This is a genomic window from Pseudomonas sp. GXZC, assembly GCF_026967615.1.
Lineage (GTDB): Bacteria > Pseudomonadota > Gammaproteobacteria > Pseudomonadales > Pseudomonadaceae > Aquipseudomonas > Aquipseudomonas azotoformans_A.
Map to the genome: position 1 here is coordinate 4,352,267 of NZ_CP114115.1, position 26,336 is coordinate 4,378,602.

The window sequence follows — 26,336 nt, forward strand, 5'->3', positions numbered from 1 at the left end:
ATGCTCAAAGCAATTGACCTGTTTTCCGGCTTCGGCGGATGGACCCGCGGCGGAAAAGATGCTGGCCTCAACGTGCTCTGGGCCGCCAACCACTGGCCCGCAGCGGTCGAGTGGCACACTAGGAACAACCCGGACACGCAGCACGTCTGCCAGGACTTGCACCAGGCTGACTGGTCGCGAGTGCCAAAGCATGACGTGATGCTGGCCTCTCCTTGCTGCCAGGGACACGCGAAGGCCCGAGGCAAAACCGCAGGCAACCCACAGCACGACAACTCGCGCTCGACAGCCTGGGCGCCGGTGGCGAACGCTGAAGTAAACCAGCCCGACTTTGCCGTCATCGAGAACGTGCCGGAGTTCATGGACTGGATTCTCTACCCGGCCTGGGCAGATGCGATGCGGCGCCTGAGTTACTCGCTTGCCCCGCACATCGTGGACTGTGCGGATCTCGGCTTTCCTAAACATAGGGTGCGGCTGTTCATGGTCTGCTCACGCAGCAAGGCACCGCTACACCTAGAGCTATAGCAACACCAACACGTGCCGGCCAGCGAGATTATCGACTTCAATGCCGGCAAGTGGTCTCCAATCATCAAAGCAGGCCGTGCCGAATCGACGCAGAGGCGAGTGAAAAATGGGCGGGAACGGTTCGGGGAGCGGTTCGTGATGCCCTACTACGGTTCCGGGTCTGGGCTCACCGGCCGCAGCCTGGACCGCCCGATCGGCACCATCACGACCCTGGACCGATGGGCCGTGGTCGATGGTGACCGGATGCGCATGATCACCGCCGACGAGGCCATGTCCGCTCAGTCCTTCCCGAAAGATACACAGCGCCCGGACAATCATCGGCTGACGATGCACATGACTAGCAACGCAGTCCCTCCCTTAGTGGGGCGTCGGATAATTGAAGCGTTGATTAAGGCAGCGTAACAATGAGCATCACTTACTTTGATCTACTTACTCTTACCAAACGCATAACCTAGCGCTAAGGTGATGAGCGGAATGAATGTTGACCAAATACTCTTGATCTCACTGACGTACTCAAAATTCTTCTCAGCGACTACCAAAGAGAAAAGCAAAAGACTCAAAGCAGAACCTATGAAAAAACTCCACGTAATAGTCATCCAAACAATAGAGTTTTTTGCATTATCGCCTGTGCCTATCGTCTCAGCTATTCGGCCAGACGAGGCAGCAGTTGGCTGGGGTCGTTCATGCCCAAGGTCCACTTTTTCAGGATGATTCTGTTGTATTGGTTCAAGCATTAAACTTTGGCCCCATCAAAATGGTATATCGTAGCTCCCGTGCCAGTTGCGAAGCATTGATAGTATTTACCCAAAAAGTTATATAGACGGGCCGACCATCAGATGTTGCAATAGACACGGGAACAACCATTCCGTCGCCAATAGTTGAAAAATTATAAAGGCTAATTCTTACGGACGCACCTACAGTTTCGGACGTATAACGAAGCCCTAGACTATCAGATATGAATACAATTTCGACAGGCATAGTATCCAGCATCAACGTGATGCTAGGCCCTACAACATGAACAATGCCAGACGCCACAACATCCAAGCCATTAATAATTGCTCTAACTTCCAATTTCACCGCCCCCATGAAGATACACCTCCACTTTAACGCAATTCATAAATGCAAGGTATCCCGCATTCGAAAATTACTGTCACGCTGGCTCCATCTCGCTTACAAAATCGCTTCTTTACACCAACGCATGAATGACCATTGTGAATGCTCGTCTGATAACGACGGAGGTATTGAATCAGTAGAAATGATCGGCAGGCCAAGGCGTTGAGTTAGTAGCCCAGAGGAAGGGAGTTGTTTAACTCGTGGCTAAATGCGACAGCCTACCGATCAATGCCCACAGCTGGAGGGCCCGCTCCAACAGAGTAATAGAGCGTCTGCCACACAGCACCCCAACAGCAAATCTCTGAAATGCATGCGCGACATGTCATTTCTAGCACATCCCACGGTCTCGTCTAGGCCGATTTTAAATAAACCCCTCCCCCTTCAAAGTCAGCCGCTATAGCGGCAAGGAACCCGGCATGCCTGAAGAAAGCCAAGTCGCCAAGCCTCTCCAGGTGGAGCGATCGACAGTAACGAAGCTGGTGATCACGGGCACACCACGTCTTGATCCGATCACCGTATTCCTCGAGGACTTCGGCAGGCGCGACTGCCCGATTGAATCTGATCCGAACTACCAGACCGCCCAGGGCAAGATCACGATCAACTGCTGGGATAAGAGCTGGAACGCCTACTGGGGTGGAATGGGGCCTCGCACGGTTGCCGAGTTCGTGGTCAAGTGCGATTGGCCATATGTTCTGAACTGTCTGGATCGCGGGATCAGTAGCACGCGATTCAGCGGTGACGCGCTCCATGCCTTCGCCAAGAAGTGCATCGTCCAGCGCCGCCGGCAACAGACCGGGCGACACGACTGGGAGCTTGGCGAGCTGAGCAAGAGCGAGGCACGCGAGCTATGGCAGGACATCGAGCTTCTGACCAGCGTCGAGTCGCCAAACGAGTGCTGGCATCACAGCAAGCTGCTGACGGAGCTGTTCGGAGATGAATGGCATTACCCAGTCGACGACAAGGCGATCGAGGAAAACCACGAATTCACATATTTGCGTCGCGTCGTTGAGGCCGTTCAAGACGCTTTGCGCCAGGAACAGCAGGTGGTGACGCCATGATCGCCACCCTCTGGTTCGCCTACGTGTTCATCTACAAAGGACCAAGGCCATGAATCCTTACTTGATCAAGGGCCCGGCCCAGATCGGGCTTAGCGGCGGCCGAACCAGCGCCCATATGAGCCGGATGATACTGGAGGCACACAACTTCAAGCTACCGCCAGATATTCACTTTTTCTTCCAGAACACCGGCAAAGAGCGCGAAGAAACACTGATTTTCATAGACCAGATTTCAAAGCGATGGGATGTCCCGGTTGTTTGGATGGAGTGGTGCCGAGTGTACGGCCAGCCTGACGATGCACCGTGGTACAAGCTGGTGAATTTTGAGACAGCAAGCCGCAACGGCGAGCCCTTCACGATGATGCTTGAGTATTACGCGGCGTATCGGAAGACAGAAAAAAACCTTCCGCCAGTGCTGCCGAACTTCTCCAACAACATGTGCACTGCCTACCTGAAGGTCAAGATCGGCGAGAAGCACATGCGCGCCCTTGGCTACACCGAGTGGGACTGTGTTGTCGGGATTCGATACGACGAGCCGAAGCGCTACCACCGCATGATGGCTGCCAACGACCGCGGCGGTACACGCTGGGACAACCTTTGCCCCTCTTACACCGCCGGCGTCACTAAGGAAGACGTAGCAGAGTTCTGGAAGGCCCAGCCGTTCGATCTGGGCATGGATTCAGACTTTGGCAACTGCGACCTGTGCTGGAAGAAGAGCGAAGGGAAGCTGATAAAAACCATCATCGAAGACCCGTCGCGTGTGATCTGGTGGTCGGGCACCGAAGAACGCTTCGGCCAGGTATTCCGGCAAGACCGAGCAGATTACAAAACAATGGGCTGGTCAGCTGAGCAGCGCGCCAGGCAAACAGACTTCGATTTTGACTATCTCGCCGAAGACATCGACTGCTTCTGCGGCGACTAACCCCAATCCCCCTACATGCCTGCCGGTGAGCGGGCTTAGGGCAACTGGCTGTCGATCCACCGCTCAGCAGCCACCATCGCTTCATCCAGCGCTGCAGCGTAATCCTGCCATGGGCCTTCCAGTTCTGCTGCTACCTCGCCCATACCATCGATGGGCGCTGGCTCAATGACCTTGGCAGCCGCTGGTGCATCGTCGTTTGGACGCTTCCAGGCGAACTTGAGAAACATCTTGTGACCCCGATAAACGTGGGCAATCGGTACATCGAGGTTGTGTGACACGTGCCCTCCTTTTGATCGGGGTGAATTACTAGAAGTTGTACACCTGTATTCGCGAACGGTGAATACGAGCAAAAAGCCACCACTCCATTCCCCTACATGCCTGCCGGTGAGCGGCGGGCTAGGTATTCCTATGCCTGAAATGACCTACGAACAAAAGCTGGTCGATTACGCGACAGCGCCCAAAGCCACTGCCGGGATCATCAGCCAGATCGAGAACGGCAACTTCGTCAATCACTGGTGCGGGAAGCTGCGCGGAAAGTTCGTGCAAGTCGGCCCGACCTGGAAGGCATCCACCAGGCAGCAGGCGCTGGAATCTGCGCGACTGTTCCGAGCGCAATGCCGGGACGAAGCCAAAGCGAAAGGCCTTCTCCCGACCTAACCCACCCACTGACGCCCAGCGCGGCAAGGACACCAAATGGAAAGTATCAAGACAGAGCGGCCCAGTACGGGCGGCGGGAGGTAGTTATGCAAGCAGAGATCCTCTCGGACGACGAACTCGCCGAGATTACTGGCTACAAGCAGCGAGCTCATCAGCGCAAATGGTTGAAAGACAGAAACTGGGTATACATCGAGAGCCGTGGCGGCCGCCCACTGGTGGGCCGGATGTTCGCGCGCATGAAGCTTGGCATGGTCAACGCTGCAATCGTAGATACGAACCCGCCGCCGGCGCGCTCGGTTTGGACGCCTGACTTCTCCAGAGTGAACTGATATGCGCCCCAGAAACAATGAAAACAGGGACTTGCCACCCGGGATGGTGCGGCGCAAGCGTCCAAGAAAAAACGGTAAGGTCTGGATCGGCTACTACTATCGGGACTCTGCTGGCAAAGAGATCCCTTTAGGCACGGATTTGAGCAAAGCTCGTCTGAAATGGGCCGAGCTGGAGGCCAAAGAAAAGCCTGCTGATCTGACAACGATGAAGGGCATCTTCGACCGGTACGTGCGTGACGTCATCCCAAAAAAGGGGGAGCGGACCCAGAAGGACAACATGGCCGAACTGAAACAGCTTCGTCCAACCTTTGATGAGGCCCCCATCGATTCAATTACGCCTTTCAACATCGCGGGTTATCGAGATGCCCGTTCAGCAAAGGTTCGTGCCAACCGTGAGATAGCCCTTCTCTCCCACGTTTTCAACATGGCCAGGGAATGGGGCCTGACCGAGCGGGAGAACCCATGTCAGGGCATAAGGAAGAACAAGGAGGCGCCGCGCGACTATTACGCCAATGCGGCTGTCTGGAATGCCGTCTACGCCGTTGCCGAACAAGAACTGAAGGAAGCCATGGACTTGGGCTATTTGACCGGGCAGCGGCCTGCTGACGTGCTGATCATGCGCAGCGACGATACCGAGGGTGATTACTTCCTGGTAACGCAGGGCAAGACCGGGCAGAAGCTCAGAATCCTGATGCGTACGGATGCAGGGGAGAACAGCTTGGGGAGGCTAGTCAGGGAAATTGGCGAAAGGAATGCCGGGCACCCGTCCAAATACCTGTTGATCAACAAGCATGGAAAGCGGATGACAAAGGGGATGTTGCGCTTGCGCTGGGACAAGGCGCGCGAAAAAGCTCAGCAGAACGCCATCGAACAAGGCGACCCGCTGCTTGCGGCCAAAATAGGAGGGTTTCAGTTCCGCGACATCCGACCGAAGGCCGCTTCGGAAATCATCGATATCGGTGATGCAAGCCTGCTGCTGGGACACAGCAAACAGGAGATCACAAAGAGGGTTTACAGGAGGATCGGGGCGACTGCGAAACCCTCCAAATAGGCAAAGTTTCGGAACTCCTACTCGAAAGTTTCGGAACCCCTGCCAAAAGCAGCAAAAACCTTCTCAAACCCCAGATACGAAAAAGCCCCGACTAATCGAGGCCTTATCGTTTAATTTGGCGGGAAACCAGGGATTCGAACCCTGGAGACGCTATTAACGTCCGCCGGTTTTCAAGACCGGTGCATTCAACCACTCTGCCAATTTCCCTTGTGCATCACAGGATTATAGTAGCCCATCCCGTCTCAGCGGGCGCCATAATACCCGAATGAAACACACTGTCAAACTCTTGCCATAGCTTGTTACAGAGCGTCTGTTATGATCTTTGCGACTGAACGTTTCAAAACCGAAGGAGTGTCGCCATGCGCGAACAGAATTACGCAGTGAATGGTAACGCGCAGGCTGAGCAGCTTGAAGTCAGCCGCGTGTTGCGCAACACCTATGGCTTGCTCGCCCTTACCCTCGCATTCAGCGGCGTGATGGCGTTCGTGGCCCAGCAGATGCGCGTCGGCTACCCGAATATCTTTGTCGTGCTGATCGGCTTCTATGGCCTGTTCTTCCTGACCAACAAGCTGCGTGATTCGGCCTGGGGCCTGGTATCGGCATTTGCCTTGACCGGTTTCATGGGCTTTATCCTCGGCCCGATCCTCAACCGTTACCTCGGCATGGCCGGCGGCGCGGAAGTGGTCAGCTCGGCGTTTGCCATGACCGCACTGGTGTTTGGTGGTCTGTCGGCCTACGTGCTGATCACCCGCAAGGACATGAGCTTCCTGGGTGGTTTCATCACCGCTGGTTTCTTCGTGCTGCTGGCGGCCGTGGTGGCGAGCATGTTCTTCCAGATCAGCGGCCTGCAACTGGCGATCAGCGCAGGTTTCGTGCTGTTCTCTTCGGTGTGCATCCTGTTCCAGACCAGTGCGATCATCCACGGTGGTGAGCGTAACTACATCATGGCAACCATCAGCCTGTATGTGTCGATCTACAACCTGTTTATCAGCCTGTTGCAGATCTTCGGCATCATGAGCCGCGACGACTGATTGTCAGCGCAATAAAAAATGCCCCGCATCGAAAGATGCGGGGCATTTTTGTTTCAAGGGACTTAATACTGGTTGGGCTCCATTTCCAGATCGACCTTGAAGCGCTCTGCAATGTCGCGCTGGATACGCTGGGCCAAGTTCGCGATATCGTGCCCCGTGGCGTCGCCGTAGTTGACCAGCACCAACGCCTGCAATTTATGCACGCCGGCATCGCCGTCACGGAAGCCCTTCCAGCCGGCCTTGTCGATCAGCCAGCCGGCCGCGAGCTTCATCTGCCCATCGGCCTGCGGGTACGCCACCAGGTCCGGATACAGCGCCTGCAGCTCAGCCGCCAGCACTTGGGACACCAGCGGGTTCTTGAAGAAGCTGCCCGCATTGCCCAGCTCTGCCGGGTCGGGCAGTTTTTCCCGGCGGATGCTGCAGATCGCGCGGCTGACGTCACTCGGTGTTGCCTCAGTGATCCCCTGCTCCGCCAGGCGCTGCTGCACCGGGCCGTAGTCGAGTTTGAGATGGCTGGCACGGCTCAGGGCAAAGCGCACCCGCAGGATCAGCCAGCGTCCGGTTTCGTGCTTGAACAGGCTGTCGCGGTAGGCAAAGTTGCACTCGTCCAGGCTGAAGTCGCGCAGCTCACCGGTGTGGCGATCCAGGGCGGTCAGGCCGGCGAATACGTCCTTGATCTCGACACCGTAGGCGCCGATGTTCTGCATGGGCGCTGCGCCAACGGTGCCGGGGATGAGGCTGAGGTTTTCCAGGCCGCAGAAGCCTTGTTCCAGGGTCCACAGCACGAACGGATGCCAGGCCTCGCCGGCTTCGGCCTCGACCACCACCTGCGTGCCGTCGTCGTGCAACACACGGATGCCCTGGCTGGCCATGCGCAGCACCAGCGCCGGAATGTCCTGGGTCAACAGCAAGTTGCTACCGCCACCGATCACCAGCAGCGGCACCGCATGAGCGGCTGAATAGGCCAAGGCCTCACGGACATCATCGTCACTGTGGGCCTCGGCGAACAGCTGGGCGTGCACATCAATGCCAAAGCTGTTGAATGGCTTGAGCGACACCTGCGCAAGCACCTGCAAGGTCATAACCGCCCCTTCAATTCGATCACCAATAAATCACAGGCGCGCTCGATCAGGTCCAGGACCCGTTCGAAGCCTTGTTCACCTTCGTAATACGGGTCTGGCACTTCGTCCACTTCGGCGTCGTAACGGCGCAGGAACAGGTCCAGCTCCGCCTTGCCCTGGCCCGGTTGCAGGGCCTTGAGGTTGCGCAGGTTGCTGTGATCCATGGCCAGGATCAGGTCATAGCGCGCAAAGTCGGCGCGAGAAACCTGCTGGGCACGCTGGGCCGACAGATCGTACCCGCGCACCAACGCCGCGCGCTGGCTGCGTTGGTCCGGCGGGTTACCGACATGCCATTCGCCCGTGCCGGCGGACGCGACCTCGACTTGCCCCGCCAGCCCCGCTTCGCGCAATTTATGGCGCAGTACGCCCTCTGCGGTGGGCGAACGGCAGATGTTGCCCAGGCAGACAAACAGAACCTCCATCAGGCCCCCAGCAGGCGACGGACGCGCTCAAGGTCTTCCGGAGTGTCGACACCGGCGGGCGGCGCTTCCAGCGCATCGCCCACGTGGATGCGCACGCCGTGCCACAGGGCGCGCAGTTGCTCCAGGGACTCGGTGTTTTCCAGCCAGCACGGGCCCCAACTGACAAAGTCATGCAGGAAACCGGCGCGGTAGGCGTAAATGCCGATATGGCGACGGTAAGGCACACCTTCCGGCAACACGTCAGGCTGTTTGGCGAAGGCGTCGCGCGCCCAAGGCAAGGTCGAACGACTGAACGTCAGCGCCAGGCCATTAATGTCACTGACCACTTTCACCACGTTCGGGTTGAACAGGGTTTCGATGTCTTCGATCGGCTCGGCCAGGGTCGCCATGCGCGCTTCACCATGGGCGGCGAGGTTGGCGGCCACCTGGTCGATCACGCTCGGAGGGATCAGGGGTTCGTCACCCTGCACGTTGACCACGATGGCGTCTGGCGCCAGGCCAAGCTGGGTGGCCACTTCGGCCAGGCGGTCGGTGCCGGAGTTGTGGTCCTCGCGGGTCAGCACCGCCTCGGCGCCGAAGCCCTTGCAGGCCTCGATGATGCGCGGGTCGTCGGTGGCCACTACCACGCGCTCAGCGCTGCTTTTGCAGGCCTGTTCCCACACCAACTGGATCATCGGCTTGCCGCCGATCAGTTGCAGCGGCTTGCCCGGCAGGCGGGTCGAAGCGTAGCGGGAAGGGATGACAACGGTAAAGGCGGTGGTCATTTATCCAAGCGCTCGTCGGTGGTCAGGGTGCGGGCTTCGCTTTCCAGCATCACCGGGATGCCATCACGGATCGGGTAAGCCAGGCCAGCGCCTTTGCTGATCAGCTCGGTTTTGTCGGCGCTGAGCTTGAGCGGGCCTTTGCAGATCGGACAAGCGAGGATGTCGAGTAATTTGGTGTCCATGAGTGTTTCCTGGAAAGCAGCGGTTTAAGGCAAAAGACGGGCAGGCAGCAGACGCATCAGCTGCGTGTCGAACCAAGCGACGAACGCCGGCGACGGCAGCGCATCCACCGCAAGGTACCACCAGTCGGGCTGGGCAAAGGCGCGGCACTTCACCGCGTCCTTCTCGGTCATGACCAGTGGCGATGACGGCGTAAAATTCAGGACCTCGGCGCTGTAAGTCGCGTGGTCGGCAAAGCCATGGGGTATCGGCTGCCAGTGTAGCGTTTCAAGGGTAGTGAAGAAACGTTGCGGGTTGCCGATACCGGCGACCGCATGCACCTGCTGGCCGGCTGGAAAATGATCCACCGGCTGCCGTTCGCCGGTCAGCAGGTTGACCAGCGCGGTGGGTTGCAGGCGAAAGGCAAAGCCATCGTCTCGATCACTGGCGGCGCCGTTGTACAGCAACGCGTCGACGCTCTGGAGGCGCTCCACCGGCTCACGCAACGGCCCGGCCGGCAGGCAACGGCGGTTGCCCAGGCCACGGGCGGCGTCGATCAGCACCAGTTCAAGGTCACGGGCCAAGCGGTAGTGCTGCAGGCCGTCGTCGGAGAGGATCAGGTCGAGGGTTTCGCTGGCCAGCAGCGCCTTGACCGCACGGCTGCGGTCGGGGTCGATCATCAACGGCACGCCGCTGCGCTGCACGATCAACAGCGGTTCATCACCCGCCACGTCGGCGCTGTGGCTGGCTTCGACCCGCCAGGGCAACTGCGGCGGCTTGGCGCCATACCCCCGGCTGACCACACCCACGCGCAAGCCGCTGCGTCGGCAGTGTTCGATCAGCCACAGGATCAACGGCGTCTTGCCGGTGCCACCCACGGTGATATTACCGACCACCACCACCGGCACCGGCGATTGATAGATCTCGCCCTCTCCCGCCAGGAAGCGTGCACGCTTGCCCTGCACCACCCGGCGATACAAGGACTCCAACGGCCGCAGCAGCGCAAGTGCCGGATGGCCCTCGTACCAGGCCTTGAGCAAACGATCGGACAGGGCCATCAGGGTTGGCCCGCCGCCTCGACGGTGGTCATGCGCAAATGGCTGAAACCGAGCTTGCCGGCAGCGTCCATTGCAGTGATCACAGCCTGGTGCTGGGTCTTGCCATCGGCACTGATGGACAGCGGCAGCTTAGTGTCGCCGCCGGACTCTTTCTGCAAGGCGTCCATCAGGCTGGCCAGGTCGTTTTTCTCGAGCAACTGGTTATTCACGGAAAACACCCCGTCGGCGCTGATGGCGATGTCCAGTTGCTTGACTTGCTGGTCTTCGGCCGGCGAACCGCTCACGGCTTCCGGCAGGTCGACGCGCAGCTCGGTCTGCCGGGTGAAGGTGGTGGTGACGACAAAAAACAGCAGCAGGATAAACACCACGTCGATCAGCGACGCGAGGTTGATATCGACGTTTTCCCGTTGCTTGCGGCGAAATTTCACGCTTTGCCCCCAACCAGGTCCACGTCACGGTCGCCCTGCACCACTTCCACCAGCTTGATGGCTTCCTGCTCCATGCCGACCACCAGTTCATCGATGCGACGTTGCAGGAAACGGTGGAAGAACACTGAAGGGATACCGACCATCAGGCCTGCGGCCGTGGTGATCAGCGCCTTGGAAATACCACCGGCCAGTACGGCTGCGTTGGTGGTCATGCCGGAGCCCATGAACGAGCTGAAGATATCGATCATGCCCAGCACCGTGCCGAGCAAGCCGAGCAACGGCGCCATGGCGGCAATGGTGCCGAGGGCGTTGATGTAGCGTTCCAGTTCATGGATGACGCGGGCGGCGGCTTCCTCGATGCACTCTTTCATGATCTCGCGACCATGCTTGGAGTTGGCCAGGCCGGCGGCGAGGATTTCACCCAGCGGGGAATTGGCGCGCAGTTCCTTGAGCTTTTCCTTGTCGAGCTGCTTGTTCTTGATCCAGGCCCAGACCTGCCCCAGTAAATGCTCGGGGGTCACGCGGCTGGCGCGCAGGGTCCACAGGCGTTCGGCGACGATGCCGAGTGCGGCGATAGAGCTCATGATGATCGGCAACATCATCCAGCCGCCGGATTTGACCAATTCCCACACAGTGAATGTCCCCTCGAAAAAGTGCGCCACTTTACCATATAGGTGCGTTGACCACAGACCCCATCGGCCGCGCCTAAGGTAACCGCTCGCGCCAGAACCGGCGTTGACTGCGCGCAACAATCGGCGGCGTAAAAGCCCCCAACTGCAGACGCACGGCGCCCTGCTCGGCACTGTCATACACCTGGCTGCCCAACCGCCGGTAGCGTTCCATCACCTGTGGATGGGGATGGCCGAACGCGTTGTTGCGCCCTCGCGAGATCAGCACGGATCGCGGAGCAAGCCGTTCCACAAAGGGCCAGGACGAAGAACTGCGACTGCCGTGGTGCGGCGCTTGCAGCCAATCAGTGCGCACCGCCAGGGGTGACGCGAGCAAGGCGTGTTCGGCGGCGCGGTCAATATCACCGGTCAGCAGCAGGCGCTCGCCATTGGCCTGCACCTGCAAGACGCAGGACTTCGCGTTGCCACTAATGGCGTCCGGCCACTGCCAGAGTTCGAAGGTCACACCGTCCCAGGTCCATCGCTCGCCGCTGACGCACGGCTGAGTGCCCAGCAACAGAGGCAGACCGTCGGTTTCTCCGCCCACTACGCGCCTGATCGGCATGCCCTTGGCAACGGCTGCCGCACCACCGGCATGATCGGCATCGGCGTGGCTAAGCAGCAGCATGTCCAACTCCTCTACCCCGAGTTTTCGCAGAGACGGCAGGACAACGCGTGCGCCCAGGTCAAAACTTCCGGAGCGCGGGCCGGCGTCGTAGAGCAAGGTGTGATGACGGGTGCGCAGAATCAGCGATTGGCCCTGGCCGACGTCCAGTTGCACGACCTCTACTTGTCCATGAGGGACCAATTCTCGCGGGGGAAACACCGCCAACAGTACCATCGGCAATCCGAGCAGACGAAATGGCACGCCCTTGGGCAGCAGGAGCAGCACGGCCCCCAGCAGACTCACCAGCCAATAGACCAACGGCACTTCGGCCGGAATCCAGGCGGGCATTTGCCCGGCGAGCCACGCCAAGCCCTTGAACAAGACATCCAGTGCCCCACCCGCCAACCACAGCAATCCTTCACCCACGAAGGGCAGCCCCAGCAATGCGCTGCCCAACAAAGCCAGCGGCATCACCACCAGGCTGATCCATGGCACCGCCACCAGGTTAGCGAACGGCGCACTCAGGCTGATGGGCAACCCCAACACCAACAAGACCGGAAACAACCCGATGGCAATCAACCACTGCGGCCGGGTCCACGCTTGCCACAGGCTCCAAGGCCCCAGCCGGCCACCAAACGCCAGGATCAGCACCGCCACCGCCGCAAAGGACAGCCAGAACCCCGGCTGCAAACTGGCCAGCGGCTCCAACACCAACACCCCATTGAGCGCCAGCAACAAAGGCCACCACAGCCCCAGGTGACGGAAGCGCAATCGCCACAACAACACCAACCCGACCATCACGCATGCGCGCTGCACCGGCACGCCAAACCCGGCCAGCAAGCCGTAGCCCAACGCCGTGGCGAACGCCAGCGCACAGGCCCATGGCAACCACGGCCAGGTTCGAGGCCAGCATCCATAGCGCGCCAGGCCGGCGATCAAGCCGTAGATCAAGCCCGCGAGCAAACCGATGTGCTGGCCGGAGATGACCAGCAAATGCACCGTCCCTGTGTCCTGCAGCACCTGCCAATCAGCGGCGGTCAATCCAGAGCCATCGCCCAACGCCAGGGCAATCAGGCCTGATTCCCGGCCATGGGCGTCCACCGCAAGCAAGCGCTGACGCACACCGTCGCGCCAGGCATTGGCAGCCGGTGCCAGGCGTTCTCCGTCCTTTACCGTGCCCGTGGCGCCAATCCGCTGGGCGAGCAACCAGGCCTCCTGATCAAACCCATGGAAGTTCAGCAACCCGGCCGGCCGCTTCAGGGTGATTGCCAGGCGCCAGCGTTCGCCACTGCGCACAGGCGGCCCGCCATGCCAGGACACCCGGATACGCGTGGGCAACCGGGCATTACGCGACCGACTGTCGGTCAGCACGAAGCGCACGCCATCGCCCGTCTGTTGCGGCAAACCGATGACCCGCCCTTCTACCCAGCGCGTCTGGCCATCCAACACCGGCCTGAGGCGGTCATCCAGCGCCCACTGCGCACTCATGCACGCCCAACTCAGCCCGAACAGGAAAAACGCCAAGGGATACGTGCGAAACGGCAACAACATCAAGGCCAGCACCAGCAAGGCAATCAGCCAACCGGTCGTCGGCAACGCCGGTAAAAAGCGCAAGGCCAGCAACCCCAGCGCAAACGCGCACATCCCTGTCCTCATGGATCATCCTTTTCCAGTGATCCACTCAGTCTTAGCCGGATGCCCAGCACGGCCTATGATGTTTTGTCACAAAGTCTGAATTTTCTGTTTATAGAATGCGGGCATACTTGCCCCTCGAACTGACCTGGACCCCTTATGCCCCGGCGCTTATTCAAACGATACATGCCTGACCCCAGCAGTATCAGGGAACACAAGTCATTACAGTTTCTCGGCACTTTGCTGCATGACCCGAACCTCTGGCACCTGAACCGGCACTCGGTCGCACGCGCAATGGCCGTGGGTTTGTTCGCGGCATTTATCCCGATTCCGTTGCAGATGCTGCTGGCGGCCGTGCTGGCAATCACCGTGCGCGGCAATATGCCCATCGCGGTCAGCCTGGTGTGGCTGACCAACCCCATCACCATGCCGGTGGTGTTTATCTGTACCTACATGACTGGCGCCTGGCTGATGAATGTGCCGCCGCGCAGCCTGCCGGATGACCTGACCTGGGAATGGATCAGCGGCCAATTGAGTACGTTATGGCAGCCATTCCTGCTGGGTTCAGTGGTGCTGGGGCTGGTGTTGGGTGCGATCGCGTATTGCCTGACCATGGGCTATTGGCGCTGGTGGGTGGCCCACCAATGGAAAAAACGCAAACAACGTCGCGCCTAGCAAGCCCGCAGGCGCAGATGCACGCGCAGCCCTTTTCCGGTGTTTTCCGCCCACAGGCTGCCGTCCTGGCGTTGCACGGCATTGCGCGCGATGCTCAGCCCAAGCCCGAAGCCACCGTCGCCGGGGCGTGATCCGTCCAGGCGCGTGAAGGGTGCGAAGATCCGTTCCAGGTCGCCGTCATCAATCCCGCCGCCCTGATCCTCCAGCCACACATGCCAATAGTCACCTTCACGCCGCCCATCCAGGCTGACCACACCGCCCAAAGGTGAATGGCGAATGGCATTGCGCAGGATGTTTTCCAGGGCCTGGGCCAACGCATTCAGGTTGCCACGCACCCAGCACTCCGGGCCGAGCAGGCACGGCAGGCGCGGTGCCGGCCAATCGCTCTCGAAACATGCGTTTTCGCGCAGCATGTCCCACAGTGCCTGAAGCTGGATATCTTCCTGGGGCAGCGGCGCCCGCTCGGTGTCCAGCCAGGCCAGTTGCAGGCTGTCTTCCACCAGGCGCTGCATGGCGTCGATCTCACGGCCGAGCCGCTCGCGCAGCTGCGTCAGGTCCTGCTCACTGTCACAGGCCACCCGCAGGCGGCTCAGCGGTGTGCGCAGTTCATGGGACATGTCTCGCAGCAGTTGCTGCTGCAACACCACGGTGCCCTGCAAACGCTCGGACATATGGTCGAACGCGCGGCCCAGCTCGCCCAACTCATCCTGACGACTGGTGGCGTCGTGGGACAGCCGCGTATTCAACTGGTCGGCCCGCCAGGCGTTGGCCTGCTCACGCAATTGATTGAGGGGCATGATCAGCAGCCGATACAGACCGACGCACAGCAACAGCGTAAACAGACCGGGAATCACACCATTGGTCACTACCCGCCAGAACAGTTGATAGCGTCCCGGCATGAAACGCTGTGGCAATTCGATCACCAGCGAACCCGCGCTGGGGTCGGCGGGAAAAGGGATTTTCAGCCACGGCAGGCCTTTGGTATGCCGGCTCACCGGCCAGTCCAGGCCACGCAGAAAGGTCAGGCGCTGGCTTTCCTTATCGGTCAGCGGGTAGCTGCTCAGCGATTGCAAGTCATTTCCGATCACGCCGATCCAGGTACTTTCGCGCTTACCCATCTCCTGCAGCCACGCATCGACGCCCGCATTGCCGCCTCGGTTCCAGGCCTGTTCCGCACGTACCGCGTAGCCACTCAAGGTGATCCGCGCTTCATCGGACAGGTAGGCGTTCTGCTGCTCCATGTATCGCCCCCACGACCAACTGAGCCAGATCATCAGCAAGCAGAAGGCAATCAACAGGCAAGCCAGCTTCCAGAATAACGAGTGCTTGCCCGGCAGGCGTTTAAAGGGCCGTTTAAAGGCTGTCATCGGCACCGCTCAACACATAGCCCTTGCCCCACACCGTGCGCACTTCGCGCTCGGTGTAGCCGATGGCCTTGAGCTTGCGGCGGATCTGGCTGATATGCATGTCCAGGCTGCGGTCATGGGGCGCATAACCGCGTTGCAGCACATGCTGGTAAAGGAAGGGTTTGCTGAGGACTTCTTCCGCGTTGCGATGCAGGGTTTCCAGCAGGCGATATTCACTGCGGGTCAGGCCAGCCCAGTGGTCCAGGTGGAAGACATCGCACAGTTCATCGTCAAAACGCAGGGTACGGGCATCGCCACGCGCGGGCGCCAGGCTCGGCAAGGGGCGTCGGTCCAACGCGACACGGCGCAGGATGGCTTCGATGCGCACGCGCAACTCGATCATGCTGAACGGCTTGGGCAGGTAGTCATCGGCGCCCAGGCGAAAACCGCTGATGCGATCAGCCTCGGCACCGAGTGCCGACATCAGGATCACCGGGATCGAATGGCTCTGGCGCAGATGGGTGAGGATCGACAACCCATCCAGCCCCGGCAGCAAAATATCCATCAACACCACGTCGAACACTTGGTCGCGCGCCATCTGCAGGCCTTGCTGGCCGTTCTGGCACCAGGTGACGTGGAAACCACAGCGCTCCAGGTGCTCATGGACATAGGCGCCCAGCACGGGGTCATCTTCGATGGTCAGGATACTGGGCAGGCCAATTGCTACGGGATTCATTAGTATCTGCAAGTCATTCTCAATGACTGATTATTCAAGATAACCCCGCCGCAGGCAATCGCCACTGGCCGCCAAATGCCTTCAAGATTGCCGTATGTCATTAATTTGCAAGATTCCTCGCCGCGCAAATGGCTACACTGCGCAGGTGGCGCGGGCCGGATGCCCGCGCAATTCCGTAGATATCAATGTGGTAGCAGGAGAGTGGCGTGCTGACAAGAATGGGGATAAAAGGCCGCGTACTGTTGCTGACCTTATTACCGACCAGCCTGATGGCCTCGTTGCTGGGCGGCTATTTCACCTGGATGCAGCTCTCGGAACTGCAGACCCAATTGCTGCAACGCGGTGAAATGATCGCCGAACAGTTGGCGCCCCTGGTCGCGCCCGCCCTCAGTGCGCGCAACACCGATTTGCTCGAACGCATCGCCACTCAGTCCCTGGAACAGCCGGACGTGCGTGCCGTGTCCTTTCTCAGCCCAGACCGCGCGCCCCTCGCTCACGCCGGCCCGACCATGCTCAACCAGCCGCCTGTCGGCAACAGTTCCCATTTATTGCAGCGCACCGGCAATGACGCCACCCGCTATTTACTGCCGGTGTTTGGCCGCCATCGCAACCTCGCGGGCGACCTGATCCCGGATGAAGCCGACCGCCTGCTGGGCTGGGTCGAGGTGGAACTGTCCCACAACGGCATGTTGCTGCGTGGCTACCGCAGCCTGTTCGCCAGCCTGTTGCTGATCGCCATCGGCCTGATCTGCACCGCAGCGCTGGCCCTGCGCATCAGCCGCACGATCAACTCGCCCATCGGCCAGATCAAGCAAGCCGTGGCTCAACTCAAGGACGGCAACCTGGAAACCCGTTTGCCGCCCTTGGGCAGCCAGGAACTGGACCAGCTCGCCTCAGGCATCAACCGCATGGCCGAGACCTTGCAGAACGCCCAGGAAGAACTGCAACACAGCATCGACCAGGCCACCGAAGACGTGCGCCAGAACCTGGAAACCATCGAGATCCAGAACATCGAGCTGGACCTTGCGCGCAAGGAGGCCCTGGAGGCGAGCCGCATCAAGTCGGAGTTCCTGGCCAACATGAGCCATGAGATCCGCACGCCGCTCAACGGCATTCTCGGCTTCACCCACTTATTGCAAAAAAGCGAACTGACCCCGCGCCAACTCGACTACCTGGGCACCATCGAGAAATCCGCCGACAACCTGCTGGGCATCATCAACGAAATCCTCGACTTCTCGAAAATCGAGGCCGGCAAACTGGTGCTCGACAGCATCCCGTTCAACCTGCGCGACTTGCTGCAAGACACCCTGACCATCCTCGCCCCCGCCGCCCATGCCAAGCAGCTGGAACTGGTGAGCCTGGTGTACCGCGACACGCCGTTGGCGCTGGTGGGCGACCCGCTGCGCCTCAAGCAGATCCTCACCAACCTGATCAGCAACGCGATCAAGTTCACCCGCGAAGGCACTATCGTCGCCCGCGCGATGATCGAGGACGAGCAAGAAGACAGCGTGCAATTGCGCATCAGTGTGCAGGACACCGGCATCGGCTTGTCCAGCCAGGACGTGCGCGCGTTGTTCCAGGCCTTCAGCCAGGCTGACAACTCGCTGTCGCGCCAACCGGGCGGCACGGGGTTGGGCCTGGTGATTTCCAAACGCCTGATCGAGCAGATGGGCGGTGAAATCGGCGTCGACAGCACGCCGGGCGAAGGCTCGGAATTCTGGATCAGCCTGAACCTGCCCAAGACCCGCGACGACGTCGAAGACTTGCCTTCCGCGCCGCTGCTGGGTCATCGTGTCGCGGTGCTGGAAAACCACGAACTGGCACGCCAGGCGCTGCAACATCAATTGGAAGACTGTGGCCTGGAAGTCACACCGTTCAACAGCCTGGAAAGCCTGACCAACGGCATCACCAGCGCCCACCAGACCGAGCAGGCCATCGACCTTGCGGTACTCGGCGTCACCGCCAACGACATCCCGCCCGAGCGCCTCAACCAGCACCTGTGGGACCTCGAACACCTGGGCTGCAAGGTGCTGGTGCTGTGCCCGACCACCGAGCAGATGCTGTTCAACCAGTCCGTGCCCAACCCCAACAGCCAATTGCAGGCCAAGCCGGCGTGTACGCGCAAGTTGCGTCGCGCGCTGTCCGACCTGATCAGCCCGCGCCCGTCACGCAGCGAACCGGGCGAACCATTGTCCAGCCGTGCACCACGCGTGTTGTGCGTGGACGACAACCCGGCAAACCTGCTCTTGGTGCAGACGCTGCTGGAGGACATGGGCGCACGGGTGCGTGCCGTGGAAAGCGGGTATGCCGCCATCGACGCCGTAAAACAGGACACCTTCGACCTGGTGCTGATGGACGTGCAAATGCCCGGCATGGACGGCCGCCAAAGCACCGAGGCGATCCGTCAGTGGGAAAGCGAACGCAGCGGCACGCCATTGCCGGTGGTCGCCCTCACCGCCCACGCCATGGCCAACGAAAAACGCGCCTTGCTGCAAAGCGGCATGGACGATTACCTGACCAAACCCATCAGCGAGCGGCAACTGGCCCAGGTGGTGTTGAAGTGGACCGGCCTGGCCCTGCGCAATCAAGGCCCGGAAAGGGCAACAGATGGTCTTGGCCCTGGCGTGCAACTGCCTGTGCTTGACCATGAAGAAGGCCTGCGCCTGGCCGCCGGCAAGGCAGATCTCGCGGCGGACATGCTCGCCATGTTGCTCGCCTCCCTGGAAGCTGACCGCCTGGCTATCACCCTTGCCCGTGACGCCAACGACAACAACGCGCTGATCGAACGCGTGCACCGCCTGCATGGCGCCACCCGTTATTGCGGCGTACCGCAACTGCGGGCTGCCTGCCACCGCGCCGAAACCTTGCTCAAGCAAGACGACGCCAAGGCCCAGCATGCTCTGGACGAACTGGACATGGCCATTGCCCGACTCGCCAGTGAAGCGCGGGTCAACGCCTGAACTCATCAAAAAGGAAGCCTTTGATGCGCGTCATTCTTTTCAGCAGCCAAACCTACGACCGCGACAGTTTTCTCGGCGAACCCTTGCCGCCCGGCCTGGAACTGCAGTTCCAGCCCGCCCGCCTCAACCTCGACACCGTGGCCCTTGCCGAGCATCACGAAGTGGTCTGCGCCTTTATCAACGACGACCTCAGCGCCCCGGTCCTGGAGCACCTGGCCAAGGGCGGCACGCGGTTGATCGCGCTGCGCTCGGCGGGCTACAACCATGTGGACCTGGCCGCCGCCAAGCGCCTGGGCCTGACCATCGTGCGCGTGCCGGCCTATTCGCCCCATGCGGTGGCCGAGCATGCGGTCGCGCTGATCCTCGCCCTCAACCGTCGCCTGCACCGCGCCTATAACCGCACCCGCGACGGTGATTTCAGTCTGCACGGCCTCACCGGCTTCGATCTGGTAGGCAAGACTGTCGGCGTGGTCGGCACCGGGCAGATCGGCGCCACTTTTGCCAAAATCATGGCCGGCTTCGGTTGCCAGTTGCTCGCCTATGACCCCTTCCCTAACGTACAGGTGCAGGCCCTGGGCGCGCGCTACGTGAGCCTGCCCGAACTGCTGGCCCAGGCGCAGATCATCAGCCTGCATTGCCCGCTGACCGCTGACAGCAAGCACTTGATCAACGCCCACTCCCTGGCGCAGATGCAGCCAGGCGCGATGCTGATCAACACCGGGCGCGGTGGGCTGGTCGACACCCCGGCGCTGATCGAGGCGCTCAAGGACGGCCAGCTGGGCTACCTGGGACTGGATGTGTATGAAGAAGAGGCCCAGCTGTTTTTCGAGGACCGCTCCGACCTGCCCCTGCAGGACGACGTCCTCGCGCGCCTGCTGACCTTCCCCAACGTGATCATTACCGCCCACCAGGCGTTTCTCACCCGCGAAGCCCTGGCGGCCATTGCTGGCACCACCCTGGCCAACATTGCCGCGTGGGCCGATGGGCAGGCGCAGAACCTCGTCGAAGGATGATCAGCGGTCACATACCAGGCTCATGATGAGCCAGCACCCGTGATAGGATGCCGCGCCTATTTGGAGGATCCATGGCCGAACACGATTTCCGCTTCAGTTTGCTGAGCCCGCAACACACCTTGATCGAATGCCGCGCCCTGGTGCCGGGCCGTTACCAAGTCACCGGCAACGGTGGCTCGATCAAGCATGGCGACATTTTGATCGTCTCCCTGCGCGGCAGTAAAACCCTGTCGATGCGCCTCACCGTCGAAGGTGACGCGCGCTATTCCATCCGCCCGGCGGGCCAATGGGTCGCCATGGCCCAAGGGCCGAAGTTCGGCGAGCTGGAGATTCACACCTGGAAGGTCAACTGCGACAGCTGCGAGGCCGTGTTGGAGTTTGAATTCGCGGTGGAAACCAAGCTGACCAAAGAACCGCTGCAACCGGCCGCCAACGCGCGCATTGCCGAATTGGGCTGGGCCAGCGAGGGCGACAAGCACCGCTGCCCGAAATGCCAAAAGGCCGCGCAATGAAAGGCCTGCTTCTGCTCGCCGCCGTCGGAGCGGCCCTGACGGGCTGCGCCGGGGATGCGGTCAAGCTCAAGCAGGATCACAGCTATGTGGTGGAATGGATTGGTGAACGGCCGCTGATGGACTACGCGCACCTGACCGTCACCCTCGGCGCCGATGGCCGTGCCTACGGCAACGGCGGCTGCAACCACTGGTTCGCGCCCTACACCGTCGACGGCGAAAAGCTCAGCTTCGGCCAGATCGGCAGCACCCGCAAACTCTGCGCCGAGGCCTTGATGGAGCAGGAACACCGCTTCTTCCAGGCCCTGCAAGGCGTGCAGCGTTGGGACATCTCGCCGATCGAACAAACGCGTTTCTGGCCGGCCGAGGGCAAGCCGATTCGTTTGTGGCTTGAAGAAGGCTGATCGATGGGAGGGGCAAAACCCCTCCCATTTTGTTATCCGCGCAACGCCTTGAGTTTGGCCAGCACCCCTTCCGCCGTCTGCTCGCCCATCAACGTCTCACGTACCTTGCCCTTGTCATCGATGATGTAGGTCACCGGCAAGGCTTCGCTGCGCGGGATATCGAAAATCTCTTCCGGGTTCTGCGCCAGCACCGTGAACTTGATGCCCAGCTTGTCGCTGGCGGCTTTCAGCTCTTCGCCCTGCACATTGTCGAAGTTCACTCCAAAGACGCCCACGTTCTGCGCCTTCAGTTGGTCGGCCAAGGCATTGAGCTCGGGGATTTCCGTGCGGCACGGGCCACACCATTCGGCCCAGTAGTTGACCACCAGCCACTGCTTGTCCAAGCGTTCGGCAGCCACCTTCTTGCCATATTGGTCAACGCCGTAATCGTTACCGCAGCCGCTGAGCAGCAGGGTTGTGATGATCGCCAATGCACCGATCAGTCGCCTTGTCATGGGGTAATCCTTCGCAAAAATGAACGTTGGCTGCGACCTATCGCCTCTTACGGTTTAAGGACAGGTCGCTGCGCGGGTAGAATACCCGCCACCTTACGCAAGATGCGACCCGCACATGACCGATCTGACGCTTTATCACAACCCGCGCTGCTCGAAATCCCGCGGTGCGCTGGAACTGCTGGAAGCCCGCGGCCTCACCCCCAACGTGGTGCGCTACCTTGAAACCCCGCTGAACGCCGCGCAATTAAAGGCGCTGCTGGGCAAGCTGGGCATCAGTGCCCGCCAACTGCTGCGCACCGGTGAAGATGAATACAAGGCCCTCAACCTGGCCGACGCCAGCCTCAGCGAAGCCCAGTTGATTGCGGCCATCGCCGAACATCCAAAGCTGATGGAACGCCCGATCCTGGAAACCGCCGACAAAGCCATCATTGGCCGTCCGCCGGAAAACGTGCTGGAGATCCTGCCGTGACGTCGCCCTATGTGCTGGTGCTGTATTACAGCCGCAATGGCTCGGTGAGCGAAATGGCCCGGCAGATCGCCCGGGGCATCGAGCAAGGCGGTATGGAAGCGCGACTGCGCACCGTGCCGGCGATCTCCACCGAGTGCGAAGCCGTGGCACCGAGCATTCCGGACGAAGGCGCACTGTATGCCAGCCTGGATGACCTGAAGCACTGCTCCGGCCTGGCCCTCGGCAGCCCGACCCGTTTCGGCAACATGGCAGCGCCGCTCAAGTATTTCATCGACGGCACCAGCAACCTATGGCTCACCGGCGCCCTCGTCGGCAAGCCGGCCGGGGTGTTCACCTCCACCGCCAGCCTGCACGGCGGTCAGGAAACCACGTTGATGTCGATGCTGCTACCGCTGCTGCACCACGGCATGCTGATCACGGGCCTGCCCTACAGCGAACAGGCCTTGCTCGACACCCAGGGCGGTGGCACGCCGTATGGCGCCAGCCATCACGCCGGCCCCGACGGCAAGCGCATGCTCGATCAACATGAAATCGCCCTGTGCCGTGCCCTGGGCCTGCGCCTGGCAACGACCGCTACCTTGCTGGAGAGCGGCAGTGGCCAGAAAGCCTAAGGTCCTGCCACCCCAAGCGTGGCTGGAGCCACGGGTCAAGCTGACACGCGTGCTGAGCCTGCTGGCGTTTTTTGGCCTGGTGGGTTTGCTCTGCGTTTACTACCTGTTCGTCGCCGACCTGCATGGCGCGCGGCCCTGGGTGATCCTGCTGATCGAGTTGGTGCCGCTGCTGGTGCTGACGCCGGGCATGCTGTTGGGCAGCGCGCGCGGGCATTCGTGGATGTGCTTTGTGGTGAACCTGTATTTCATCAAGGGCGCGCTGGCGGCGTATGACCCGAACCGGCAGTGGTTCGGGGTGTTGGAGATGCTGGCGAGTCTGGCGGTGTTTTGTACGGCGTTGTTGTATGTGCGGTGGCGGCATCAGCTAAACCGCCGCCTCGTGAACTGATTCTGTAGTGAGCGGGCTTGCCCCGCGCTGGGTGGCGAAGCCGCCCCAAACCCGGACACCTCATTTCTAGCGGGAAAAACTCAGTGCCTGAGATGGGGTGGCTTCGCCACCCAGCGCGGGGCAAGCCCGCTCACTACAGGTTAATGATTCACCGTGTAAGCCAACATCATCGACAACTGGCACATCGGCCGCCCACTCTCGGCGTGCCATTGGTTGAACGCGCCCTGCACCGTCGCCAGGTCGCGCAGGCTGGTGGGTGCCTTGTCGACGATCTTCTGCGCGTTCAGCGCCGCCACCACGTCATAACTCGGCACAAAGGTATCCTTGCCAACCATGCGCAAGAAGCGCGGCGCTGACAGCCCGCCGAGTTGATGTCCATGCTTGCTCAGGTACTTCCACAGCCCGACGATATCGGTCACCGGCCAGTCGGCGATAAACGCGCCGAAGCTGCCCTTCTCCTGCTCGATGTCAAGGATCATCTGTGCATTGCGCGGCACGCTCTTGAGCTTGCCCAGGTGACGGATGATGCTGGTGTCCTGCATCAGCCGCTCCAGGTGCTCGGCCCCCATCAGCACGACTTTTTCCGGGTCGAAGCCGAAAAACACCTTTTCGAACGCTGGCCACTTGGCATCCACCACGCTGTGCTTCAAGCCCGCACGAAACACGCGCAGCGCCAGGGTCGACAGGTAGCGATCATCGCTGATCTTGCGCAATTGCGCCGGGGTCTTGGCTACAGGCAGATGGGCTTCCAGCTCGGCTGCCGAACCGAAGCGGTTCAGACAGTATTCGTGCAGCCATTTGTAATCGCGCATGCCCTCTCCTGGCAGTTGAATTGAAAACGGCGCCCGCGAGCGCCGTGTGTCAGAGCGTTGAAATGGCTCAGAGGTTCACCACATTGACAAAGCGCGAGGCGGCGGTTTCATCAATTTTCAGGCTGGTGAAGTCAAACAGGTTGCGGTCGGCCAACTGCGACGGCTGCACATTCTGCAGACTGCGGAAGATGCTTTCGGTACGGCCTGGGGTCTTGCGCTCCCAATCCACCAGCATTTCCTTGACCACCTGGCGTTGCAGGTTCTCCTGGGAGCCGCACAGGTTGCACGGGATGATCGGGAATTGCTTGAAGTCGGAGTAAGCCTGGATGTCCTTCTCGTTGCAATACGCCAGCGGGCGGATCACCACGTTGCGCCCGTCATCGGCACGCAGCTTGGGCGGCATGGCCTTGAGCGAGCCGTTGAAGAACATATTGAGGAAGAAGGTCTCGACGATATCGTCGCGGTGGTGACCCAGGGCCATCTTGGTCGCGCCGATTTCATCCGCGAAGGTGTACAGCGTGCCACGGCGCAGGCGCGAGCACAGCGAGCAGGTGGTCTTGCCTTCCGGAATCAGCTCCTTGACCACCGAGTAGGTGTCTTTCTCGACGATGTGGTACTCGACGCCCAGCGCCTTGAGGTAGGCCGGCAGCACATGCTCGGGGAAGCCCGGCTGTTTCTGGTCCATGTTGACGGCGACGATCTCGAACTTGATCGGTGCGACCTTTTGCAGGTGCAGCAGCACGTCGAGCATTGTGTAACTGTCTTTGCCACCGGAGAGGCAGACCATGACCTTGTCGCCGTCCTCGATCATGTTGAAATCGGCGACCGCTTCACCGGCCAGGCGACGCAGGCGTTTTTGCAGCTTGTTCTGGTTGACCGTAAGAGTGCCCATGGCGCTTGGATCCGCTAGAGGTGTGTGACGAAAAGCCGGGTATTTTACGCAAAAAAACCATCAAATGGGCTAGCGGTAAAAGACCCCACCGCGATTAAGCCCAATGTTTACAGCGCAATTTGCTCTAAAGGCCCTACAGTTATTCCGGTCATCACTTCCTATACTGCGACTAGAGGTCGCACATCTATCCAGACCTTTGAGGCCATTTGGCCCGTGGGCGCTCCGATGGGGGGCGATGGTAATAACGACAGGAGTGACTGGCATGATCCATCACGTCGTGGGGCTGTTTACCCATCCCGACCAGGAATGGCGGGAAATCCGTGGCGATAAAGAAGAAAGCATCGGCCACATGTACCTCACTCACACCTTGATTCTTGCGGCGATCCCCGCCGTTTCCGCCTTTATCGGCACCACCCAGGTTGGCTGGGTCATCGGCAACCGTGCGCCGGTGATGCTGACCCAGGAAAGTGCCTTGTGGATGACCATCATGTCCTACGCCGCCATGCTGGGCGGCGTGGCGGTGATGGGTGCGTTCATTCACTGGATGGCGCGCACCTACGACGCCAACCCCAGCATGGCGCGCTGCGTGGCCTTTGCCACCTACACGGCTACGCCGCTGTTTATCGGCGGGCTGGCCGCGCTTTATCCGCATATGTGGCTGGGTATGGTCGTGGGTACGGCGGCCATCTGTTACACGGTGTATTTGCTCTATGTGGGGCTGCCGACCTTCATGAACATCGACCCGGATGAAGGCTTTCTATTTTCCAGCTCGGTACTGGCCGTGGGCCTGGTGGTACTGGTAGCGATCATGGCGTTTACCGTGATCGTGTGGGGGCTGGGCGTGGGCCCGATCTACACCAACTGACCGTTTAAAGCCTTAGGCAAAGCCACCGCAAGGTGGCTTTGTGCATCATGCATGACCATTCGGCGCCTGACAGATTCGGAAACACCCAGCTTTGCGGCATACTGGACGTCTCTGGAGATATGTACAGCATGCCCGAGCAACTCAATACCCGCGTCGAAGATTGTTTCCTACAAGCCGAATCCTTTTTCAAACGAAGCTTCAAACGCCCCCAGGTCAGCCTCAAGCTGCGGGGCCAGAAAGCCGGTGTCGCGCATTTGCACGAGAACCTGCTGCGTTTCAACCCACAGTTGTACCGTGAAAACAGCCAACACTTCCTGAAACAGACCGTGGCCCATGAAGTGGCGCATCTGATTGCGCACCAGTTGTTTGGCGAACGCATCCAGCCCCATGGCGAGGAGTGGCAATTGATCATGCGCGGGGTCTACGAACTGCCGCCGGACCGGTGCCACACCTATGAGGTGAAGCGTCGCCAGGTGACCCGTTACATCTACCGATGCCCGTGTGCGGACAGTGACTTTCCGTTCTCGTCACAACGCCATGGCATGGTGGCTCAGGGGCGGCGGTATTTGTGTCGGCGCTGTCGGCAGACCTTGGTGTTTACCGGCGAAACCCGCGTCGAATAG

31 protein-coding genes, 1 tRNA gene and 1 pseudogene are annotated in these 26,336 nt (G+C 60.5%); 17 read left to right on the plus strand and 16 right to left on the minus strand.

Annotated elements, in window-relative coordinates:
- A pseudogene (locus OZ428_RS20310) lies at window positions 1-924 on the plus strand (DNA cytosine methyltransferase).
- Between the two features lie 324 nt (window positions 925-1,248).
- Here OZ428_RS20310 and OZ428_RS20315 read toward each other — a convergent pair.
- Window positions 1,249-1,608: a DUF6864 domain-containing function gene (locus OZ428_RS20315; protein WP_269131089.1), complete on the minus strand. Its 360-nt coding sequence runs from the start codon at window positions 1,606-1,608 to the stop codon at window positions 1,249-1,251.
- Between the two features lie 443 nt (window positions 1,609-2,051).
- On the opposite strand from OZ428_RS20315, the gene OZ428_RS20320 reads away from it, so the two are divergent.
- Entirely contained in the window at window positions 2,052-2,693 is a 642-nt protein-coding gene (locus OZ428_RS20320) for a hypothetical protein (RefSeq protein WP_269131090.1), read from the plus strand.
- Window positions 2,694-2,742: 49 nt separating this feature from the next.
- Window positions 2,743-3,612: a hypothetical protein gene (locus tag OZ428_RS20325; RefSeq protein ID WP_269131091.1), complete on the plus strand. Its 870-nt coding sequence runs from the start codon at window positions 2,743-2,745 to the stop codon at window positions 3,610-3,612.
- 35 nt (window positions 3,613-3,647) lie between these two features.
- On the opposite strand, the gene OZ428_RS20330 is transcribed toward OZ428_RS20325, so the two are convergent.
- Window positions 3,648-3,890: a hypothetical protein gene (locus OZ428_RS20330; RefSeq protein WP_269131092.1), complete on the minus strand. Its 243-nt coding sequence runs from the start codon at window positions 3,888-3,890 to the stop codon at window positions 3,648-3,650.
- Between the two features lie 130 nt (window positions 3,891-4,020).
- Between OZ428_RS20330 and OZ428_RS20335 the strand changes: the two genes are divergently transcribed.
- From OZ428_RS20335 to OZ428_RS20345, 3 genes are all read left to right on the plus strand, one after another.
- Complete coding sequence (locus OZ428_RS20335; RefSeq protein WP_218646907.1) at window positions 4,021-4,269, plus strand: hypothetical protein; 249 nt, start codon at window positions 4,021-4,023, stop codon at window positions 4,267-4,269.
- Window positions 4,270-4,355: 86 nt separating this feature from the next.
- Window positions 4,356-4,598, plus strand: a complete 243-nt coding sequence (locus OZ428_RS20340; protein WP_269131093.1) for a DUF4224 domain-containing protein — start codon at window positions 4,356-4,358, stop codon at window positions 4,596-4,598.
- A gap of 1 nt (window position 4,599) precedes the next feature.
- Window positions 4,600-5,649: a tyrosine-type recombinase/integrase gene (locus tag OZ428_RS20345; protein WP_269131094.1), complete on the plus strand. Its 1,050-nt coding sequence runs from the start codon at window positions 4,600-4,602 to the stop codon at window positions 5,647-5,649.
- A gap of 116 nt (window positions 5,650-5,765) precedes the next feature.
- On the opposite strand, the gene OZ428_RS20350 is transcribed toward OZ428_RS20345, so the two are convergent.
- A tRNA-Ser gene (locus OZ428_RS20350) sits at window positions 5,766-5,856 on the minus strand.
- A gap of 152 nt (window positions 5,857-6,008) precedes the next feature.
- Here OZ428_RS20350 and OZ428_RS20355 point away from each other — a divergent pair.
- On the plus strand, window positions 6,009-6,680 hold the full coding sequence (locus OZ428_RS20355; protein ID WP_016977342.1) for a Bax inhibitor-1/YccA family protein: 672 nt from the start codon (window positions 6,009-6,011) through the stop codon (window positions 6,678-6,680).
- A 62-nt stretch (window positions 6,681-6,742) separates the two neighbouring features.
- On the opposite strand, the gene murB is transcribed toward OZ428_RS20355, so the two are convergent.
- The 8 genes from murB to OZ428_RS20395 form a co-directional block, all read right to left on the minus strand.
- Window positions 6,743-7,762, minus strand: a complete 1,020-nt coding sequence (gene murB / locus OZ428_RS20360) for a UDP-N-acetylmuramate dehydrogenase (RefSeq protein WP_269131095.1) — start codon at window positions 7,760-7,762, stop codon at window positions 6,743-6,745.
- On the minus strand, window positions 7,759-8,223 hold the full coding sequence (locus OZ428_RS20365; protein WP_010209653.1) for a low molecular weight protein-tyrosine-phosphatase: 465 nt from the start codon (window positions 8,221-8,223) through the stop codon (window positions 7,759-7,761). The genes murB and OZ428_RS20365 overlap by 4 nt, the downstream gene beginning before the upstream one ends.
- Entirely contained in the window at window positions 8,223-8,987 is a 765-nt protein-coding gene (kdsB, locus tag OZ428_RS20370) for a 3-deoxy-manno-octulosonate cytidylyltransferase (protein ID WP_269131096.1), read from the minus strand. The genes OZ428_RS20365 and kdsB overlap by 1 nt, the downstream gene beginning before the upstream one ends.
- On the minus strand, window positions 8,984-9,169 hold the full coding sequence (locus OZ428_RS20375) for a Trm112 family protein (RefSeq protein ID WP_003174668.1): 186 nt from the start codon (window positions 9,167-9,169) through the stop codon (window positions 8,984-8,986). Before OZ428_RS20375 ends, kdsB begins: the two co-directional genes overlap by 4 nt.
- A 24-nt stretch (window positions 9,170-9,193) precedes the next feature.
- Window positions 9,194-10,204, minus strand: a complete 1,011-nt coding sequence (gene lpxK, locus OZ428_RS20380; protein ID WP_269131097.1) for a tetraacyldisaccharide 4'-kinase — start codon at window positions 10,202-10,204, stop codon at window positions 9,194-9,196.
- Window positions 10,204-10,632, minus strand: coding sequence for an ExbD/TolR family protein (locus OZ428_RS20385; RefSeq protein ID WP_010209650.1), 429 nt, complete (start codon window positions 10,630-10,632; stop codon window positions 10,204-10,206). Before OZ428_RS20385 ends, lpxK begins: the two co-directional genes overlap by 1 nt.
- On the minus strand, window positions 10,629-11,264 hold the full coding sequence (locus OZ428_RS20390) for a MotA/TolQ/ExbB proton channel family protein (RefSeq protein WP_033896796.1): 636 nt from the start codon (window positions 11,262-11,264) through the stop codon (window positions 10,629-10,631). The genes OZ428_RS20385 and OZ428_RS20390 overlap by 4 nt, the downstream gene beginning before the upstream one ends.
- 73 nt (window positions 11,265-11,337) lie before the next feature.
- Window positions 11,338-13,563: a DNA internalization-related competence protein ComEC/Rec2 gene (locus OZ428_RS20395; protein ID WP_269131098.1), complete on the minus strand. Its 2,226-nt coding sequence runs from the start codon at window positions 13,561-13,563 to the stop codon at window positions 11,338-11,340.
- A 135-nt stretch (window positions 13,564-13,698) separates the two neighbouring features.
- Between OZ428_RS20395 and OZ428_RS20400 the strand changes: the two genes are divergently transcribed.
- Window positions 13,699-14,214 carry a DUF2062 domain-containing protein gene (locus OZ428_RS20400; RefSeq protein WP_033896799.1) on the plus strand — a complete coding sequence of 172 codons (516 nt, stop codon included), beginning with the start codon at window positions 13,699-13,701 and terminating at the stop codon, window positions 14,212-14,214.
- On the opposite strand, the gene OZ428_RS20405 is transcribed toward OZ428_RS20400, so the two are convergent.
- Entirely contained in the window at window positions 14,211-15,581 is a 1,371-nt protein-coding gene (locus OZ428_RS20405) for a sensor histidine kinase (RefSeq protein WP_269131099.1), read from the minus strand. The two genes, OZ428_RS20400 and OZ428_RS20405, sit on opposite strands and share 4 nt — an antisense overlap.
- The gene (locus OZ428_RS20410; RefSeq protein ID WP_269131100.1) at window positions 15,568-16,296 is read right to left on the minus strand and encodes a response regulator transcription factor; all 729 of its coding nucleotides are present in this window, start codon (window positions 16,294-16,296) and stop codon (window positions 15,568-15,570) included. The genes OZ428_RS20405 and OZ428_RS20410 overlap by 14 nt, the downstream gene beginning before the upstream one ends.
- A 206-nt stretch (window positions 16,297-16,502) precedes the next feature.
- Here OZ428_RS20410 and OZ428_RS20415 point away from each other — a divergent pair, with 206 nt between their 5' ends.
- The 4 genes from OZ428_RS20415 (at window position 16,503) to OZ428_RS20430 (ending at window position 21,182) form a co-directional block, all read left to right on the plus strand.
- Entirely contained in the window at window positions 16,503-19,256 is a 2,754-nt protein-coding gene (locus tag OZ428_RS20415; RefSeq protein ID WP_269131101.1) for a response regulator, read from the plus strand.
- A gap of 23 nt (window positions 19,257-19,279) precedes the next feature.
- A complete protein-coding gene (locus OZ428_RS20420; RefSeq protein ID WP_269131102.1) occupies window positions 19,280-20,269 on the plus strand; it encodes a 2-hydroxyacid dehydrogenase in 990 nt (329 codons plus the stop codon).
- 71 nt (window positions 20,270-20,340) lie between these two features.
- Window positions 20,341-20,781 carry a hypothetical protein gene (locus tag OZ428_RS20425; RefSeq protein WP_033896804.1) on the plus strand — a complete coding sequence of 147 codons (441 nt, stop codon included), beginning with the start codon at window positions 20,341-20,343 and terminating at the stop codon, window positions 20,779-20,781.
- Window positions 20,778-21,182 (plus strand): META domain-containing protein, encoded by a 405-nt coding sequence (locus OZ428_RS20430; protein ID WP_033896805.1) that lies wholly within the window; start codon window positions 20,778-20,780, stop codon window positions 21,180-21,182. The genes OZ428_RS20425 and OZ428_RS20430 overlap by 4 nt, the downstream gene beginning before the upstream one ends.
- 32 nt (window positions 21,183-21,214) lie before the next feature.
- Here OZ428_RS20430 and OZ428_RS20435 read toward each other — a convergent pair whose 3' ends face one another.
- Window positions 21,215-21,676 (minus strand): TlpA disulfide reductase family protein, encoded by a 462-nt coding sequence (locus tag OZ428_RS20435; RefSeq protein ID WP_033896806.1) that lies wholly within the window; start codon window positions 21,674-21,676, stop codon window positions 21,215-21,217.
- A 115-nt stretch (window positions 21,677-21,791) separates the two neighbouring features.
- On the opposite strand from OZ428_RS20435, the gene arsC reads away from it, so the two are divergent.
- The 3 genes from arsC to OZ428_RS20450 are packed head-to-tail and all read left to right on the plus strand — an operon-like array spanning window position 21,792 to window position 23,144.
- Window positions 21,792-22,145, plus strand: coding sequence for an arsenate reductase (glutaredoxin) (gene arsC / locus OZ428_RS20440; RefSeq protein WP_028616776.1), 354 nt, complete (start codon window positions 21,792-21,794; stop codon window positions 22,143-22,145).
- Entirely contained in the window at window positions 22,142-22,756 is a 615-nt protein-coding gene (gene wrbA, locus OZ428_RS20445) for an NAD(P)H:quinone oxidoreductase (RefSeq protein WP_028616777.1), read from the plus strand. The genes arsC and wrbA overlap by 4 nt, the downstream gene beginning before the upstream one ends.
- The gene (locus OZ428_RS20450; protein ID WP_269131103.1) at window positions 22,740-23,144 is read left to right on the plus strand and encodes a DUF2069 domain-containing protein; all 405 of its coding nucleotides are present in this window, start codon (window positions 22,740-22,742) and stop codon (window positions 23,142-23,144) included. Before wrbA ends, OZ428_RS20450 begins: the two co-directional genes overlap by 17 nt.
- A 140-nt stretch (window positions 23,145-23,284) precedes the next feature.
- On the opposite strand, the gene OZ428_RS20455 is transcribed toward OZ428_RS20450, so the two are convergent.
- Together OZ428_RS20455 and ttcA are read right to left on the minus strand one after the other, a co-directional pair.
- Entirely contained in the window at window positions 23,285-23,956 is a 672-nt protein-coding gene (locus OZ428_RS20455; RefSeq protein WP_028616779.1) for a DNA-3-methyladenine glycosylase I, read from the minus strand.
- A 67-nt stretch (window positions 23,957-24,023) separates the two neighbouring features.
- The gene (gene ttcA / locus OZ428_RS20460; protein ID WP_269131104.1) at window positions 24,024-24,848 is read right to left on the minus strand and encodes a tRNA 2-thiocytidine(32) synthetase TtcA; all 825 of its coding nucleotides are present in this window, start codon (window positions 24,846-24,848) and stop codon (window positions 24,024-24,026) included.
- Window positions 24,849-25,110: 262 nt separating this feature from the next.
- On the opposite strand from ttcA, the gene OZ428_RS20465 reads away from it, so the two are divergent.
- Together OZ428_RS20465 and OZ428_RS20470 are read left to right on the plus strand one after the other, a co-directional pair.
- Window positions 25,111-25,713 carry a Yip1 family protein gene (locus OZ428_RS20465; protein ID WP_016977555.1) on the plus strand — a complete coding sequence of 201 codons (603 nt, stop codon included), beginning with the start codon at window positions 25,111-25,113 and terminating at the stop codon, window positions 25,711-25,713.
- Between the two features lie 128 nt (window positions 25,714-25,841).
- The gene (locus tag OZ428_RS20470) at window positions 25,842-26,336 is read left to right on the plus strand and encodes a SprT family zinc-dependent metalloprotease (RefSeq protein WP_010209629.1); all 495 of its coding nucleotides are present in this window, start codon (window positions 25,842-25,844) and stop codon (window positions 26,334-26,336) included.

Bases quoted from the DNA above. Each gene is read 5' to 3' on its own strand.
- OZ428_RS20315 (WP_269131089.1), bottom strand. From the start codon at position 1,608: ATGGGGGCGGTGAAATTGGAAGTTAGAGCAATTATTAATGGCTTGGAT.
- OZ428_RS20320 (WP_269131090.1), top strand. From the start codon at position 2,052: ATGCCTGAAGAAAGCCAAGTCGCCAAGCCTCTCCAGGTGGAGCGATCG.
- OZ428_RS20325 (WP_269131091.1), top strand. From the start codon at position 2,743: ATGAATCCTTACTTGATCAAGGGCCCGGCCCAGATCGGGCTTAGCGGC.
- OZ428_RS20335 (WP_218646907.1), top strand. From the start codon at position 4,021: ATGCCTGAAATGACCTACGAACAAAAGCTGGTCGATTACGCGACAGCG.
- OZ428_RS20340 (WP_269131093.1), top strand. From the start codon at position 4,356: ATGCAAGCAGAGATCCTCTCGGACGACGAACTCGCCGAGATTACTGGC.
- OZ428_RS20345 (WP_269131094.1), top strand. From the start codon at position 4,600: ATGCGCCCCAGAAACAATGAAAACAGGGACTTGCCACCCGGGATGGTG.
- OZ428_RS20355 (WP_016977342.1), top strand. From the start codon at position 6,009: ATGCGCGAACAGAATTACGCAGTGAATGGTAACGCGCAGGCTGAGCAG.
- murB (WP_269131095.1), bottom strand. From the start codon at position 7,762: ATGACCTTGCAGGTGCTTGCGCAGGTGTCGCTCAAGCCATTCAACAGC.
- OZ428_RS20365 (WP_010209653.1), bottom strand. From the start codon at position 8,223: ATGGAGGTTCTGTTTGTCTGCCTGGGCAACATCTGCCGTTCGCCCACC.
- kdsB (WP_269131096.1), bottom strand. From the start codon at position 8,987: ATGACCACCGCCTTTACCGTTGTCATCCCTTCCCGCTACGCTTCGACC.
- OZ428_RS20375 (WP_003174668.1), bottom strand. From the start codon at position 9,169: ATGGACACCAAATTACTCGACATCCTCGCTTGTCCGATCTGCAAAGGC.
- lpxK (WP_269131097.1), bottom strand. From the start codon at position 10,204: ATGGCCCTGTCCGATCGTTTGCTCAAGGCCTGGTACGAGGGCCATCCG.
- OZ428_RS20395 (WP_269131098.1), bottom strand. From the start codon at position 13,563: ATGAGGACAGGGATGTGCGCGTTTGCGCTGGGGTTGCTGGCCTTGCGC.
- OZ428_RS20400 (WP_033896799.1), top strand. From the start codon at position 13,699: ATGCCCCGGCGCTTATTCAAACGATACATGCCTGACCCCAGCAGTATC.
- OZ428_RS20405 (WP_269131099.1), bottom strand. From the start codon at position 15,581: ATGACAGCCTTTAAACGGCCCTTTAAACGCCTGCCGGGCAAGCACTCG.
- OZ428_RS20410 (WP_269131100.1), bottom strand. From the start codon at position 16,296: ATGAATCCCGTAGCAATTGGCCTGCCCAGTATCCTGACCATCGAAGAT.
- OZ428_RS20420 (WP_269131102.1), top strand. From the start codon at position 19,280: ATGCGCGTCATTCTTTTCAGCAGCCAAACCTACGACCGCGACAGTTTT.
- OZ428_RS20425 (WP_033896804.1), top strand. From the start codon at position 20,341: ATGGCCGAACACGATTTCCGCTTCAGTTTGCTGAGCCCGCAACACACC.
- OZ428_RS20430 (WP_033896805.1), top strand. From the start codon at position 20,778: ATGAAAGGCCTGCTTCTGCTCGCCGCCGTCGGAGCGGCCCTGACGGGC.
- OZ428_RS20435 (WP_033896806.1), bottom strand. From the start codon at position 21,676: ATGACAAGGCGACTGATCGGTGCATTGGCGATCATCACAACCCTGCTG.
- arsC (WP_028616776.1), top strand. From the start codon at position 21,792: ATGACCGATCTGACGCTTTATCACAACCCGCGCTGCTCGAAATCCCGC.
- OZ428_RS20455 (WP_028616779.1), bottom strand. From the start codon at position 23,956: ATGCGCGATTACAAATGGCTGCACGAATACTGTCTGAACCGCTTCGGT.
- ttcA (WP_269131104.1), bottom strand. From the start codon at position 24,848: ATGGGCACTCTTACGGTCAACCAGAACAAGCTGCAAAAACGCCTGCGT.
- OZ428_RS20465 (WP_016977555.1), top strand. From the start codon at position 25,111: ATGATCCATCACGTCGTGGGGCTGTTTACCCATCCCGACCAGGAATGG.
- OZ428_RS20470 (WP_010209629.1), top strand. From the start codon at position 25,842: ATGCCCGAGCAACTCAATACCCGCGTCGAAGATTGTTTCCTACAAGCC.